This window comes from Bradyrhizobium sp. USDA 4452, from assembly GCF_054063575.1.
The window spans coordinates 5,578,303-5,592,602 of sequence record NZ_JBSSGK010000001.1 but is presented as its reverse complement, the minus strand read 5'-3'; the positions used below and the strand labels follow the sequence as shown (position 1 = coordinate 5,592,602).

Below are 14,300 nucleotides of genomic sequence, written 5' to 3'. Positions count from 1 at the left end.
CTGGCCCGCGTCGCATGTCGGCGCGGGCCAGGATTGTTTCATGCGTCAGTGCCAGCCTTCGCCGGCCTTCAGCGCCGCCGAGAGGCTGCGCACCGGGCGCGTCACCAGCGGCTCCAGATCGAAGCGCTTTTCGAGCATCCGGAGGATCGACGTGGTGTCGAAGTCCTCGTGGGCGACGCCCGACTTGTTGAAGCGCTTGGCGATCAGCAGCGCCGGAACGCGGGTGCCGGGGCCCCACTGGTCCGCAGCCTTGGCTTCGGCGCCATGGCGATTGAACGGCGGGGGCGGAACGTGGTCCCACTGTCCGCCGAACTCGTCATAGGTGATGACAATCAGCGTGTCCCTGCCATCCGGCCCTTCGACGATCGCCTTGACGAGATCGACAAGGTGCTGGCTGCCTTCGGATTCGCTGGTGTAGCCCGGATGCTCGTTCTCCTCGCCGATCGGCTTGACGAAGCTGACCTGCTTCAGCCGGCCGTTCTTGGCCGCCTGGATGAATTCTGCCTCGTCCTTCAGGTGATCCCTGCGGGCCTGCGTTCCCGGCGCGTAGTTGGCGAAGTAGTTGAGCGCCTGATGGTGGTACTGGAAGTCCACGTCGGGGCAGTTCGGGAACACCGCCGTCGAGACATGGTTCGGATCGGTGCAGGTCGTGCCGTTGCCGTTGGTCCAGCCGGATGCGCCGACATCGCCATTGGCGTTCGACCAGCCGCCCGAATACCAGGCCCAGTCGACATGCTTGGCCGACAGCCGATCGCCGATGTTCGGCGTGTGCAGCGGCGGCAGGCGCTTGATGTCCGGGGTGCCCGGCGAATAGGGCTGATAGGTCGGCTGCGTGGTGTTGACCGCGTAGTCGCCGCAGGCGAGGCCGGCCGGCAAACCGGGCTGGTTGCACTTCGCTGTCAGCTGCGCGTCCTTCACGGTCGACAGCGGCGTATAGAGCGGCGTGCTGGTCGGCATGCCGTTGGCATCGACGATCGCGTGGAAGTCGTTGGCGCTGCCGTCGTTCAAGGCACCGACGAACTGCGGCGCCGCGGCCGCGACCAGGAACTGGTGATTGAGGAACGAACCGCCGAACGCGCCTTGGAAGAAACTGTCGGCGATGACGTAATTCGGCGCGCCGTGGCTGTGCAGATAGGTGTAGATCGGCAGCTTCTTGGTGTCGTAATAACCCATCACGAGACCTGCAGCGTCGCTGCCGGTCATGTAGCGGTTCTGCCGGCCACCGTTGAGCTGGTACTGCTCGCTGTAGAAGCGATGCACGATGTCCTCGGTGCAGCCGCCGGGCGAGCCGGTGCCATTGAGGAAGCCATGCGCCGCGAAAGCGCCGAGCGGCTTCGGACAGGTGGTCGCCGAGGTCGGGATGAAGTCGTTGATCTCGAACGGCTTGTTCTTGAAGGCGCTGAGGATCGCGACCGAGCCGGTGTTGTCGGTGCAGGTCGTCGGCTGCGGCGACGGCGAGGTCAGGTTGACGTCATTCTGCAACAGGCAGGCATAGACGGTCTGGTTGTCCTGCCGGACCTGCAGCGTATGCGCCTGATCGGCGTCGGAGGTGCCGTTGATCCGGTCGCGGCCGACATCGCCCCAGTGCCCGTAGAGGTTATCGAAGCTGTGGTTCTCCTGGTAGATGACGACGATGTGCTTGTACTGGTGCACACCTTCGTGGCCGCGGTCACGCAGATCACGCAGCTCGTCCCTGACCTCGTGCTTGAACTCATCAATGATCTTTTCGACCAGATTTTCGGCGTTTGCCACCGGTGAGATGGCAACGGCGCCAGCAACAACTGCGAGCGCCGGAATGGCTCCCCAAAGCCGCATAGTGCTCTCCTGATTTTAGAAAGGAATAGAAATGGAGTTACACGCTATGCAAAACACATTTCGCTGGGATGACTGTTTTTCGACGCGCGCACAAACGCGTGAAAGATGCGCATGCGCCCGATCAATTTTCGTTCTGTCACATTCAGATCGGCCGCGTCTCGTTGACCGATCGTCATCAAACCGCAATCAACCGTCGTCTATCCAAACAGATGGTCATTGATCCTGCCGACAGGAAACTGTCGCCTCCGTGACATCTTCCGGCGTACGGCAGCGCAAATACATTGTGACGGGGGCGTTTTCTCGCAATGGCTTGGGATATTCTGGCGTCCGGCTCCGGAAAATGTCGTGCTGCATCGGCCGATCGTGGCGTCACAACGGCACGGGCCGCGCTGCTCGCGCTCATCGTCACGTTGCTGCCGTTGCGCGCGACCGCATTCCCGCTCGGCGGCGACCAGACCGTGCTGCCGGCGGGCACGGAATTTTCCGAGGATGCGCTGGCGCGGCCGCGCGAAATCTTTCATTCCGAAGCGATGGCCGGGCGCAAGTCCTATCTGGTCAATCTCGGCGATCTCGCGTTCAATTCGCCTTCCATCCTGGGCGGCAAGGCCCGCCAGGCCGAGATGAGCTGCGGCACCTGTCACGTCAACGGCGCATCGAACCCGAAACTGTTCGTTCCGGGCCTATCCTCCCGCCCCGGCACCTTCGACACGACCAGCCTTGTCTTCAACGCGAAGACGTTCAACAGCATCCTCGACCCGGTCAGGATCCCGAGCCTGCGGGGCGCCCGCTTCCTCGCGCCTTACGGACATGACGGGCGCATGACCTCGCTGCGCGACTTCGTATATAATGTCATCGTCAACGAGTTTTCCGGGCCGCGGCCGAGCGACGCAGTGCTCGACGGCCTGGTCGCCTATATCAACGACATCGACTTCCTCCCCAATCCGAAGATCGCGCCCGGCGGCCGGCTCGCCGCGCAGGCCAGCGTCGAGGAACGGCGCGGCGAGGCGCTGTTCTTCAAGCCATTCCCGAAGCAGGCCGAGCTGAGCTGCGCCGGCTGTCATGTTCCCGCCGGAACATTCAATGACCAAGTGCGTCACGACGTGGGATCGGGCGGACTGGTCAAAACGCCCACTTTGCTGAACGCGAATTTCAATGCGCCGTATTTCCACGACGGCCGCTACGACAGCTACGAACAGGTCGTCGAGCATTTCGATCGCGTGTTCGACCTCGAACTGTCGACCCAGGACACGCAGGACCTCGTGGCCTACCTGAATGCGGTCGGCGACGGCGAACGGCCGTTCGACAAGGACGGCGTCGTGCTGCGGATGAAGGAAGTGCAGGAGCTATCGAGCGTGCTCGAGGTCGCGATCCCGACCGCCGACACCGCGGTGGTGTCGCTGGCCGTCACCGGGGTCGGCGCCGAACTGCGCGAACTGACCGAGCACATCCCCGACATCCGGAACAGTTCGATCGGCGGCAAGGACGAGCGGCTTGCCGCGCGGGCGATCCTGAAGGATCTCGTTCTGACCTTGCGCCGCATCGACCTCGAGGTCGGAGCCGGCCGGATCGAGGAAGCGATAGCGGAATACCGCAAATTTGCCCAGCTGGTGAATTTCGACGTTCCGGTCGCCCTGAAAAAGGCCGAGCCCTGGTCCCTCTTCAACAGCAACGTGCATCAATCGCACTACACGGCGCTTGGCCGGATGCTGCCGGTGACGAGCCGGCAGTCACAGTAGCGCGACGCGCTCACTGTGAGGCCGGCGGCTCGACCCATACATCGCTCTGCTGGATCCTGCGGATCAGCGCTTGCGGGTCGAACTTGCGCAAACCTGCGGGAACCTCGAAGGTTTGCACGGGCTGCGGCTCGTCGCGGATGCGATCGGCCGCGATCACCGTCCCGTCAGCAGTTTTGATCTGGACCGGAAACCTATGCTCGCGGTCGACCCAGCCGGTAAAGCTCAAACCGGACGGCGCTTCGATTCGATAGACGTCGGTGTTGCGCCCCCCGATTGCTCCCTCTCCGTCGCGTTGACAGTGCCATGTCGCGAGATCGACCGGCGCGGACAGCTGCGCGATCGCCTGCCATTGCCGGCACGGGTCGTCCGGATCGACCGGAACGAACATCCGGGTCAGCGGGCTGGACTGCCGTGCGTCCATAAAGACATGTGCGCCGGGACGGACGAAAACCGCCGCGGGCTTCACCATATCGATCAGGAAGAAGCCGTCCGGCAACGCCATTGCTTCGATCCGGACCTTCTGGTGCGAGACGCGCAGCGTTCCCACCATGGTTGTCGCTTCGTCCTTACGCGCAACGAGGTCGGCTGAGAACTGCTGGGCCACGGCCGTCATCGGAGCATGGGCCAGGATCGCAGCGGCAACCAGGAAGGCCGCCGCGCCCCGGCCTGTCGAGCACGTCTTCTCATTGCGCTTCATCGTATGTTTCCGGCGATCAGATGGCTTGCAGAACATGACAGCGCCGACCGAACCATCGGTTCGATCGGCGCTGATCTCGGTTCAAATCAAGACCTCGTCCTGGACGAGAGCTCGATCACTCGGTGTAGGGCAAATTGACCGGCTTGCTGAAGTCGAACGCGTCGAACAGGTCGGACAGCGCCGGGCTGTTGGTCGGGACGTACTCGTTGTTCCTCGCGTAGGTCGGGTTCGGCAGGTTGTCGCGGCTGCGGTGCGTGAGCGGCTCGAGAGCCCAGTTGCGCTCAATGAACTTCAGCAGCGAAACGTGGTCGGCATAGTTGTGGTTGATCTTGCCGCCCGTCGAATAGGGCGAGAGGATCAGGGTCGGGATGCGCGGTCCGTCGCCGAAGAAGTCGATCGACTGCGTGTAACCGGAGTCCCAATAGCCGCCGGCTTCGTCCCAGGTGATGAAGACGGCAGTGTCGGCCTTCAGCTCCGGATTGTTGTCCAGTGCGTTGAGCACGTTCAGGACATAGGCCTCGAACAGATCAACCTTCGAGCTCTGCGGATGACCGTCGAGCAGGCCGTCCGGCTTGCCGAACGACACCGCCGGCAGCGTGTTGTGCTGGATCGCCGTGATCAGATCCGCGGTGTCCTTCATGTGAGCCTGACGCACGGCCGGATTGGCCATGATCGAGGTCGCATACTGGAACGGATTGCAGATCTGGCAGTAGGCAACACCGAGCGCGTGCGCCGGATCGGCGACCGCGGCGGCGCTGAGGTTGGGGTTCGACGGATTGGCGGCTACCGCGGCGTTGGAAAGCGCCACGGCGTCGTTGAACGCACCACCATAGAACGCCCAGGAGATGTTCTTCTCGATCAGCGCATCGCCGATCGTGCGAACCGACGACGGCGGAACGTTGTTGCCGCCGGACAGCGCGCCGTTCGGCAGGTAGCCCGGATTGACGTTGTTGAGCATGTAGTAGTGGTTGGGCTTGCAGTTCGGCTCCGCCGCGTACGGCAGATTGTTGAGGTAGGTGACGATCGGTTTCACGCCGGGCTGGAACACGTCCGAGCAATTGCTCCAATTGCCGTCGACGGTGTAGCGGTTGACCGAACCCGCAACCGGATTCGGGTTGGCGATCAGGTTGGCCGGCGGCGTCACCGGATTGCCCTTGCCGTCGCTCCAGAACGCCGCATCGCCGGTGCCGAGCATGAAGTGGTTCGCGCCGGTGCCACCGTGGAACGACTGGTGGAAGTTGTCGCTGAGGGTGAAGCGGTCGGCGAGCATCTTCAGGATCGGAGCCTGACCCTGCTGAACATTGTAGAAGCCCATCGAGTTGGCCATGCTCTTGTTGGACGCCGAATAGGTCGCCATCACGAACGGGAACAAATCGTTCAGGCAGCCCGAATTGTTCTTCTTGGTGGCGTTGGCGGCGCTGCAATCTTCCTGCTGCCAATCCTGATAGAAGCGATGGGTCGAGTCGCCGGTGTAGTCGTCGTCGCTGATCTGCTCGCCCTGCAGCTGGAACGGTCCGTTCAGACCGCCGGCGCCGGGAATGCGTGTATCCAGCACACCGGTCGGCAGGCCGCTGAAGCCGGTGGTGAGGATGTCGAGGTCCGCCGGGTCCATATCCTTCTCGACGCTGGCCTCGGCGATCGTCTTGAACGGAGGCGAGGTGTCGCTCTGCGCGGTCGGGGTGCCGTTGGTGTTCGGCTGCGGCATCAAATTGGTCGCGTTGTAGGGCGACTTCGCGATAACAGGCGCGCCGATGTAGAACGACGGCTGGCCTGCGACCGAATACTGCTGCGCTTGCGCGAAGTTCGGTCCCGGCGTTCCATCCTCGTTGACGATGCCCTTCGACAACAGGTTGGAGATGGTCTGCCCCTTGCCCTTCGGCTTGTAGATACCGAAGGTGTGATCGAGGCCGCGGTTCTCACCGATCAGGATGATGACGTGCTTGATCGGCGAAGCGGTCTTGCCCTTGCCGCCGTGATCCTTGTCGTCATGATCGTGGTCATGCTTGACGCGATCAGCTTCCTGATGCGCCTGGTGATTGTGATGCGGACGCTTGTCCCAGTCACTGTGCCCGCCCGGATAGTGGGCGGCATATGCGGCTGTTGCGGCGAGCACCGTTGACGCGATGCAGAGCGCGGTGCTGGTTCGCCAGTGCTTTTTGTAGTTCAAACTCATTGTCGACCTCAGGGTGTTTGCGGTTAGCAACGCACCCTGCTTAGTGCGACAGTATGACGCATGGTTTTCGCTTGCGTGAAAGCGCGCGAGAAATTTCGAAACGTTCGAATATTCTCTGTGGAGATATCTGCTGCTGCACACTGCAACTCCACGATTCGTCTTTTCAACTGAAGATCGAATATTGTTGGAGCGCTCCACGCAGCAGCGCGGATCGCGAATGCTCTACAGTTCAGCCCAATCAATGCGCGATGTGCCTGGAGCGCATCACCTCGCGAAGCGCAGCGTAATGCTGATCATGCACATCTTGATTGAACAACGACCACGGCTCGGCGCTCGCCAGCAACGCAGGCACCGCAGCCGCCATCAGGTTGCGATAATTCCTGAACTCGTTCGCAGCATCGGCGTTGCGGCCCGCTGCAACGGCCATCTCTATCCGCCGCAGCGTGAGCACGAGCTCCTTCAGCCCGTTGCGCGCCAGCACGCGCTGCTGCTCGCCGCCCGACACGCTGGTGTTCTTGCGATCGGGATATTGCTCGGTCAATTCGCGCAGCTCGCGGCCGATCGTATCGACGGCAAGCGCGACGATGTCCTTGTCGCCGGCAGGAATCGCGGTCGCCAGCACCGTCGAGAAATCGTTGATCTCCTTCAGCGTCGCGCCGGCGCCGTCGCGTTCATACGGCTGCACGCCGTCGCCGACCGCCGTGAGATAGGCGACGAGGTCGCCCTTGTCCTGCGCCGAGAGGCCGAGCTGAAAGGTCCGGTCGAAGTAATCGACGACCTGGCTGAAATTGTCGAAGCGGCCATCGTGGAAATACGGTGCGTTAAAGTCGGCGTTGCGCAGGGTCGGCGTCTTGAACAGACCGCCCGAGCCGACGTCATGCTGCTGGTGATCGACGAAGCCGGACGATGGAACGTGGCATCCCGCGCAGCTCAGCGCCGGATCGTGTGGGAACGGTTTTGTGAACAGCGCTTCGCCGCGGCGCTCCGCGTCGGTGATCTTGCCGGCCAGCCGGCCGGCGGGACCGAGGCTCGGATTGGGCAAGAAGTCGATGTCGTGAAGATAGGCCACGATCGCATCGAGCGTCGCCGGCGACGGCTCGGGACCTGCGAACTCGCTGGTGATGACGTTGTGGACGAAGTCGCGCAGCGAGGCGAACCGGCCATCGGCGCCGTAGGGCGCAAGATAGCGTGCGCCGCGCAGGCTCGGAATCCGCACCGGATCGAACGAAAGGTTATTGGCCTTCGGGTTGAACAGCGCCCCGGTGGTGTCGAACGTCCCGGGCCGGCTCGACATCTTCGGCATGAAGAATTTGGCGTTGTTCGCGCCGTTGACGTGGCAGGTGCCGCAGCTCACGCCGGCCTGCCGCGCCACCTCGCCGAGCAGCCCCGGCGAATTGAAGGCGAGGTCGCCGAGATTCACCAGATACGACTTGGCTCCGGTCCGCTCCGACTGGAACACCTCGCGCGGCTTGTCGAGCGCATCCTCGTTCAGCTCGGTCGCAACCGGCAGCACCGTCTTGTCGCCGTCGACCGGAAACGCCGCGACGCGGCCGAGCAGCGCCAGGGCAATGGCCGCGGAGAGCAACGCAGCCCGGCGCAAGTGAAGCGATCTCATCGCGCCTGCGCCTCCAGCGTCGGGCGCTGCAGCCCGAGCTTTGCCGAAGCGCTCTGCAGCGCGACGACCAGCTCCTCGCTGGTCTGGCGCAGATCGGCGATATCGACGTGCGGCAGATCGGGCGTGGCGACGATCGCCTCGAGCCGCTCGATCCGGTTCGTCACCATCTCGTCGAGCTTGCCGTCGACCGTGTTGAGCGCGGCGGAGAAAATCGTGTGATAGGCGAAGTCGATGCCCGCGATATTGTTGCGCATATCGTCCAGCGAGGTGCCGCTGATGCGCGACTCGCCGCCATCGGCTTTGCTTTCGCCGACCTCGTAGGCGAGCCGCACCGTGCCATCCAGAAGGCCCTGCGGCGTCAGCTTGATGTCCTTGAGCTTGCCGTGCAGATCGTCGAGGTGCTCGACCAGGCCCGTCGCGTCGGTGGCGACGTCGGTGCTACCGGCTCCGAACAGCTTGGCCTCGATGGCGTGAAACCCGCTGTCGGCGTTGGGCCAAGCGTCGATCTGCGCATCGAGTTCGGGGACGAAGCCTGCGGTGAACACCTCCGAGCGTTCCCAGCCCGCGCGCGCCGACAACCAGGCCTTCCTGGCGCCGGGCAAATCCGCGGCGGCTGCGCGCTCGCGCAAAGCGCGCGCCCCCGCCAGCGCACTGCCAACGCCCTCGATCAAATACGGCCGATAGCGCTCGGCACCGTCCTCGAGAGCGCCCGCATTCGCGGCGCGCAGGTTTGCCGACGCTGCCAGCAGAGCCAGGCAAGCCGCCACTCGCATCTTGTGCATAGTCAACCCACTCGTCTGCCGCGAGGGGCTCGCGGCGAGCAACGGGGCGAACTATTGTCGGTATCCTATGCGGATTTGTGACAGCGCAGACTTTTTGTCGCATCTTTTCTGCTTCGCTATCGTCGCTGACGATCACAATCCCGCAAACGCGTTGCTCGATAGAAAATGCACTGTTCAACGTGCGCGAGTTGTTGCAACACAGCGTGCACGCGTCACACTTGTCCCGCCATCATGCCAATCGATCGCGAAGCTCTTTATTTCATCGCATCCTACGGCGCGCTTTGTGTGCTGTGCTGCACCGTCGCGCTGATCGACCTTCGCCATGGCATCATTCCCGATTGGCTGAATCTTGCGATCGCGGCACTCGGGCTTGTAAATGTGGTCATAACAGAGAGCATGCCAGCCGCGTTCAGCGCGATGGCGATCGCCGCTCTCGTCGGCGCCCTGTTCTTGCTGTTGCAGCGCCTCTACTTCGTCTTGCGGCATGTGGACGGCTTAGGACTCGGCGACGTCAAGTTCCTTGCCGCGGCGACGATCTGGGTCGGCGCATTGGGGATTCCGACCTTGCTGCTGATCGCGGCGCTCGCAGCACTTGCCGTTGCCGGCAGCCTGCAACTCGCCGGACACGAGATGAAGCGCCAGACCTCGATCCCGTTCGGCCCTTTTCTGGCGCTCGGACTTCTCCTGACGCCGGCCCTGCAGGGCTGGCTCGGATTGAACTAGCGCGGAAGCGAAAGCGCCGTCATTTCTGGATCCGCGCGGCCAACGGCCTCCTGTCAACACTGACCGGAACGAGGCGGACGTCGCCGCTCTCCTCGGTGCCCGGCTGGGGTAGCGAGAGCACGGCATCATGCTCGTCTTTCTGCATCGTGACTTCGCGGCCGCTGATGGTTCGCAGCTTCCATCCCTGGAAATCGTCGCCGAGCTTCAGCCGCAATGCGGTCTTGTTCGATTGGTCGAGAAAGATCCCGAAGCTTTCATCGTCTCCCGCGATGGTGCCGACCAGCGACAGCGGCGGCGGCTCGAGCGCGACCTTGCGCGGCGGCGGCGGCAACGGCTTGCTGACTTCCGGCTCCGCGACGACGGCAGGCGGCGGCCGTCGCGACGGCGAAAACACCGGGCGGTCGCGGGTGTTGGACAGCGTCTTGAGCGGAATGCCCCACAGCGGATTTGCGCTGAGCGGCCGGGGCGTCGGCGCAGGCGCAGGCGCCACCCGGACCGACGTCACTGGTTCGGACGGCGGCGATAAACTGAGCACCGGTCCGCCCAGGCGGGTATCATCGAGCATCCCGGCGTCCAGTGCATCGCCGGATGGGTCAGGCACCGCAGCCGGCACCGAATAGGCCGACACCGCCAACAGCACGATGGTTGCAGCGAAGCGTCGCATCATTTGGCTCCTCGCCATTGCCCGGATACGCCGAGCAGCACGCGCAGCCTGCCGGGATCGGCGCCCTTGGCCGCTTCGTCGGCGACGGGTTGCACGACCAGTTGGTCGATGAACAGGAACGGCATGCCGGCTTCGAGATCGTAGAGCACCTGCTGCAATTGCGCCTGTTCGATCTCGCTGCTCGCGACCATGCTGATGAAGCCGGCCTTGGCCGGCGCGTTGGGAACGTCGAGCTGCGTCGACAACACATTGCCGCCGGCCTTGATCACCGCGCCCGACACGCGTTGCAGCAAGGTGGCGCCGGCAACCGTGACGGTCGCGCCCTCGAGATAGGCCGAACCGGTCGGCATCGCAGGCTGGCCGGGCGCGGTGTTCGCCTTGGACCGTCCCTCGAGCTGCTCGAGCATTCCGGCCGACGCCGCAACATCGCTGCGCAGGCCGATGATGTCCGAGAGCGACGAGATGACGACGAACAGCAGCAGCACGAATAGGCCGAGATAGCTCGCGGTCGCGACCAGTGGCGAGGTGCTGACGGCGGTCAGCGATCGGGATGCTGCACTCATGAGCCGGACCCGAAATAGGCGGATATGTTGGCCTCGACGTGGAACCGCTCCGCCGATTCATTCGCGGCGCGGGTCGTCGGCGCGAAGAACGTCGCGCGGGTGAATTGCGGCGACTGCTCCAGCAGGCGGATCAGGGATGGCGCATCCTGGGTCAGCCCCACCACCTGCACCTTGTTGCCCTCGATGCGCAGCTCCGTCACATAGGTGGTGTCGGGCAGGACGCGCGAGATCGCTTCCAGAACCATGACGCTCGACGGCGTCGTCTGCTTGCGCTTGGCGAGCAGGCCGATGCCGGACGAGTCGCCATTGGCATCGAGACGCAGCGCAGCGCGGCGCTGCGAGATGCGATGTTGCAGGTCCTCCTGCTCGGATTGCAGCGATCCGCCGACATAGACGTTGAGCAGCAACGAGACCGCGGCCGCGACCGCCGTCGAAACCAGGCCGATGCGCAACAGGCGCGGTATCGCAGGTCCGGCAAGGCCGCGCAGCGATCGGTCGAGCAGCGTCACCTGCTGCGGGGCGCCGTCACCGCCAACCGCCGGCGCCGAGACGGCAACGGAAGCGACGCCGAGCATGCTGGCCATCCGGATCAGCGGATCGACCTTGCTCGCCGCGGTCGCACTGAATGCGACTTCGATCCGGTCATTGGCGATCGGCTGCGGCGAACCCCAGCCAAAGACCGCATCGGCGGCGGTCCATGGTGTCAGCCGGTCGACCTGCGCACGGATCATGCCATCGAGGAAGTCGCCAGCCTGGCTCGGGAAATCGAGCACGCGGCTGACGATGTGATCCGATCGCAATCGCACCTCGATGCGGCTGCCGTCGAACACCGTCTTCCACTCCGCCGACAACGGCGGTTGCGGTGCGTCGTGATCGAGCCGGAACGAAACCGGTGCCGACGGCGAGCCATCCCTCGCCACGGCGGCGCGGGCCGTGAACGTGCCGTCGGCGTTCTCGTCGAGCTCGATGCTGCGCCGGCGCATGAACCTGCCCGCAACGCCGTCGACGGCGGTCGCGACCGCGCCGATCCATTGCTCGAACCATTGCCGTGCGTCAGCGAGTATTGCCATCAACCTCTCCTCTGCGGCAGAATCAAACTGCGCGGCTCGACATCGTTCTGCCAGGACAACACACGATAGGGCTCGACCTTGTCGCCGAGTGCGATCACGGCTTCAGACGTGGTGCGGTGACCGTTGCGGAACCGGATCGAGATTGCGATCCGGTAGCAAGGGCTCTGCGCAGTCGATGCCGCAGTCTGCGGGTTCGGCGCCTGCGATCCGGCGGCAGGGGCGCCGTTCGGCGCGGGAGCAGGCGAACCGAAGCTGTCCTGCTGCTTCCCCGATGCAAGTGCCACCTGGGGCGCCGCGATCGCCGGATCAACATCCGGACTGCCGTTGAACACCGTCACGAACGGCAACACCCGATCGACGAAGGCCTCGGGGATGCTGGCGACCAGGGCCAGCTCGTTGACATGGGTGAACAGCCCTTGCCGCGGCGAATAGCCGAGCGCGTTGTAGCGCGCGGCCTCCACATTCTCGCTGCCCGGCGCGGGCCGGGTTCGCCAGCCGACGATCCGGTCGGCATATTCGGTCGCGGCGTCCTTCCGGGCGCCGAGCACGACGAAGAGGCCGGTCAGCATCTCCTTGGACGCATAGTTCAGGTCGACGCGGCCGGCCTCCGATATGAAGGTGACAGCGACGCTGGCGTCGTCCAGCCCGAAATGAAACGCCCCGTGCTGCGGCCTCGTCTTCTCATCCGTCAGCGTCAGCTGGTAGGCGGTGAGCTCGAGCCCGGCCGACACCAGCGCCTCGGTCTGCAACGACAGATCGCTGGCTGCCAACGCACGCGCGGAGGCGGCAAGATAGGCCGAGAAGATGATCGCCAGCGACGACAGCGCGAGCAGGATCCAGAGCACCGCAACGATGACGAATCCGCGGTCGGGCGGCGATCGGCCGGTATTGCCGGAGGCGCCCATCAGGTCTTCCCCTGATCGGTAGCAACGTCGGAACTTTGCTTGTCGCCGCAATTGCCGTCCGGCTTGGTGCAGTCGCTCGGGATCTGGACATGGACCGGCGCGATGGTCGACACCGACAGGACGCGCTGGCTCGCCGCATCACGCACCGTGAGCCGGATCATCGCCGGCAGCTTGTTGGCATCCTTCCACACACCCTTCCAGGCGCGGTCGGGACCGGCATAGGCGAACGACAGGCGATAGGGTGCGCGCAGCAGCACAACGGGGCTGCCGAGATGCACCTGCTCCGACAGCGACACCCCGTCGGCCAGCGGCGTGAAGCGCGCCTGCGAACGAACCGTGACGAACTCGCCGCGATCGCGGGTCTCGCCAAGGCGCACCACGTCGAGCCCCGGCCCCGCATTCGGCCCCACCGACGTGCGCACGAACATCACGGACAGTTCCGATCCGTCGAACAACGGCTTGTGGGTATCGCGGTTGGCGGCAACGAACTCGGCCGCGGCAAGATCGGCGCCGATCCGCTCCAGCGCGATCCCGATCAGCTCGCTGCGCTGGATCCGGTCGAGCCCCCGGTTCCAGCTCGGCAGCCATTGCGCCGTGATGCTGGCGAGCGCCGACAGCAGCAGCCCCATCAGCGCCAGCGCGACGATGGTCTCGATCAGCGTGAAGCCGCGTTCACCCGTTCGCTGTGCTGTGCCTGCCGGGGTCATTCCGAAGACCTCGGCATCAGGCGCACAGTACGGATGTCGGACAATGCACCGCCTGGGGATTTGACGCGAATGCGCACCAATTCCGGCGTCCAAGGCAAATTGCCCTCGGGCACCGTCCAGTCACCACCAAGCGGACTGATCTCGATGGTCCAGCGGTAGCCCTCCGCCTGCCCCGTCGACGTGCCCGACTGCAATTCGGCGCGCGGCGGAATGCCGACCGTCATCAAGGTGCGCACCGCCTGCATCAGCGCAACGTGCTGCTCCATGGCCCGGACGCCGCGCGTCTTGACGCCCATGACGGCGCCGATCGCAACGATCGAGACAGCCACCAGCGCCAGCGCCACCAGCACCTCGATGATGGTGAACCCCGCTTCCTGGCGGTTAGTTGGCGGCGACGTCACGAGCAACGATTTCAACCCTTCCGGTGAGCCAGTTGACGCGAACCTCATATCCCGCATCGAGCCGCGTCAGCGCGATGGAGCCGCCGCAGGAACCGCCATTGGCGAAGAAGCGGATGGTCGACAGTGCGGCGCGGCGCTGACAGCTCTGCGGCAGCACCGCATCGAACCGCACGTCGTCGGGGATCCGCACCGTCATGCGCGACGCGCCGGAGTGGATCACCCGGCTTGGCGCGTCGACCAGCGTCGCGACGCTGGTGCTGCGCTCGATGGCGGCATTGCGATCGGCCTTCAGCAGCGTTGCGGTCTGCAGCGCATAGGCCTGCAAGCGCGAGCGCGAGGTCTGGTGCGGAATAAACGGCAGCAGCACGGCGGCCAGCAACGCGATGATGGCAAGGACGCACACCATCTCGAGCAAGGTGAAACCGCGCTGCGACGCCTCATTCATGCGC

The 14,300-nt window shown here is 64.4% G+C and carries 14 protein-coding genes; 2 read left to right on the top strand and 12 right to left on the bottom strand.

Annotated elements, in window-relative coordinates; translation table 11 throughout:
- Positions 1 to 45 precede the first annotated feature (45 nt).
- Positions 46 to 1,815, bottom strand: a complete 1,770-nt coding sequence (locus ACVISU_RS26685) for an alkaline phosphatase family protein (RefSeq protein ID WP_050403412.1) — start codon at positions 1,813 to 1,815, stop codon at positions 46 to 48.
- A gap of 305 nt (positions 1,816 to 2,120) precedes the next feature.
- Between ACVISU_RS26685 and ACVISU_RS26680 the strand changes: the two genes are divergently transcribed.
- Complete coding sequence (locus tag ACVISU_RS26680; RefSeq protein ID WP_456708846.1) at positions 2,121 to 3,551, top strand: cytochrome c peroxidase; 1,431 nt, start codon at positions 2,121 to 2,123, stop codon at positions 3,549 to 3,551.
- A gap of 10 nt (positions 3,552 to 3,561) precedes the next feature.
- Here the strand turns inward: ACVISU_RS26680 and ACVISU_RS26675 are convergent, their stop codons facing one another.
- The 4 genes from ACVISU_RS26675 to ACVISU_RS26660 all read right to left on the bottom strand — a co-directional run bounded on the left by ACVISU_RS26675 (position 3,562) and on the right by ACVISU_RS26660 (position 8,860).
- The gene (locus tag ACVISU_RS26675; protein ID WP_456708845.1) at positions 3,562 to 4,053 is read right to left on the bottom strand and encodes a hypothetical protein; all 492 of its coding nucleotides are present in this window, start codon (positions 4,051 to 4,053) and stop codon (positions 3,562 to 3,564) included.
- 310 nt (positions 4,054 to 4,363) lie between these two features.
- Complete coding sequence (locus tag ACVISU_RS26670; protein WP_456708844.1) at positions 4,364 to 6,421, bottom strand: alkaline phosphatase family protein; 2,058 nt, start codon at positions 6,419 to 6,421, stop codon at positions 4,364 to 4,366.
- A gap of 238 nt (positions 6,422 to 6,659) precedes the next feature.
- A complete protein-coding gene (locus tag ACVISU_RS26665) occupies positions 6,660 to 8,036 on the bottom strand; it encodes a cytochrome c peroxidase (RefSeq protein ID WP_456708843.1) in 1,377 nt (458 codons plus the stop codon).
- Positions 8,033 to 8,860 carry an EfeM/EfeO family lipoprotein gene (locus ACVISU_RS26660; protein WP_456708842.1) on the bottom strand — a complete coding sequence of 276 codons (828 nt, stop codon included), beginning with the start codon at positions 8,858 to 8,860 and terminating at the stop codon, positions 8,033 to 8,035. Before ACVISU_RS26660 ends, ACVISU_RS26665 begins: the two co-directional genes overlap by 4 nt.
- Before the next feature lie 189 nt (positions 8,861 to 9,049).
- Between ACVISU_RS26660 and ACVISU_RS26655 the strand changes: the two genes are divergently transcribed.
- Positions 9,050 to 9,541: a prepilin peptidase gene (locus tag ACVISU_RS26655; protein WP_050403408.1), complete on the top strand. Its 492-nt coding sequence runs from the start codon at positions 9,050 to 9,052 to the stop codon at positions 9,539 to 9,541.
- A gap of 19 nt (positions 9,542 to 9,560) precedes the next feature.
- On the opposite strand, the gene ACVISU_RS26650 is transcribed toward ACVISU_RS26655, so the two are convergent.
- Genes ACVISU_RS26650 through ACVISU_RS26620 form a run of 7 tightly spaced genes read right to left on the bottom strand, consistent with a single transcriptional unit; the run spans position 9,561 to position 14,296 of the window.
- The gene (locus ACVISU_RS26650; protein WP_456708841.1) at positions 9,561 to 10,205 is read right to left on the bottom strand and encodes a hypothetical protein; all 645 of its coding nucleotides are present in this window, start codon (positions 10,203 to 10,205) and stop codon (positions 9,561 to 9,563) included.
- On the bottom strand, positions 10,205 to 10,768 hold the full coding sequence (gene gspM / locus ACVISU_RS26645; RefSeq protein ID WP_050403406.1) for a type II secretion system protein GspM: 564 nt from the start codon (positions 10,766 to 10,768) through the stop codon (positions 10,205 to 10,207). Before gspM ends, ACVISU_RS26650 begins: the two co-directional genes overlap by 1 nt.
- Positions 10,765 to 11,838 carry a PilN domain-containing protein gene (locus ACVISU_RS26640; RefSeq protein ID WP_456708840.1) on the bottom strand — a complete coding sequence of 358 codons (1,074 nt, stop codon included), beginning with the start codon at positions 11,836 to 11,838 and terminating at the stop codon, positions 10,765 to 10,767. The genes gspM and ACVISU_RS26640 overlap by 4 nt, the downstream gene beginning before the upstream one ends.
- Complete coding sequence (locus ACVISU_RS26635; RefSeq protein ID WP_456708839.1) at positions 11,838 to 12,743, bottom strand: general secretion pathway protein GspK; 906 nt, start codon at positions 12,741 to 12,743, stop codon at positions 11,838 to 11,840. The genes ACVISU_RS26640 and ACVISU_RS26635 overlap by 1 nt, the downstream gene beginning before the upstream one ends.
- Positions 12,743 to 13,450, bottom strand: coding sequence for a PulJ/GspJ family protein (locus ACVISU_RS26630; RefSeq protein ID WP_456708838.1), 708 nt, complete (start codon positions 13,448 to 13,450; stop codon positions 12,743 to 12,745). The genes ACVISU_RS26635 and ACVISU_RS26630 overlap by 1 nt, the downstream gene beginning before the upstream one ends.
- Complete coding sequence (locus tag ACVISU_RS26625; RefSeq protein ID WP_157113542.1) at positions 13,447 to 13,851, bottom strand: prepilin-type N-terminal cleavage/methylation domain-containing protein; 405 nt, start codon at positions 13,849 to 13,851, stop codon at positions 13,447 to 13,449. The genes ACVISU_RS26630 and ACVISU_RS26625 overlap by 4 nt, the downstream gene beginning before the upstream one ends.
- Positions 13,832 to 14,296, bottom strand: coding sequence for a type II secretion system protein (locus ACVISU_RS26620; RefSeq protein WP_050403456.1), 465 nt, complete (start codon positions 14,294 to 14,296; stop codon positions 13,832 to 13,834). Before ACVISU_RS26620 ends, ACVISU_RS26625 begins: the two co-directional genes overlap by 20 nt.
- Between the last annotated feature and the right edge of the window lie 4 nt (positions 14,297 to 14,300).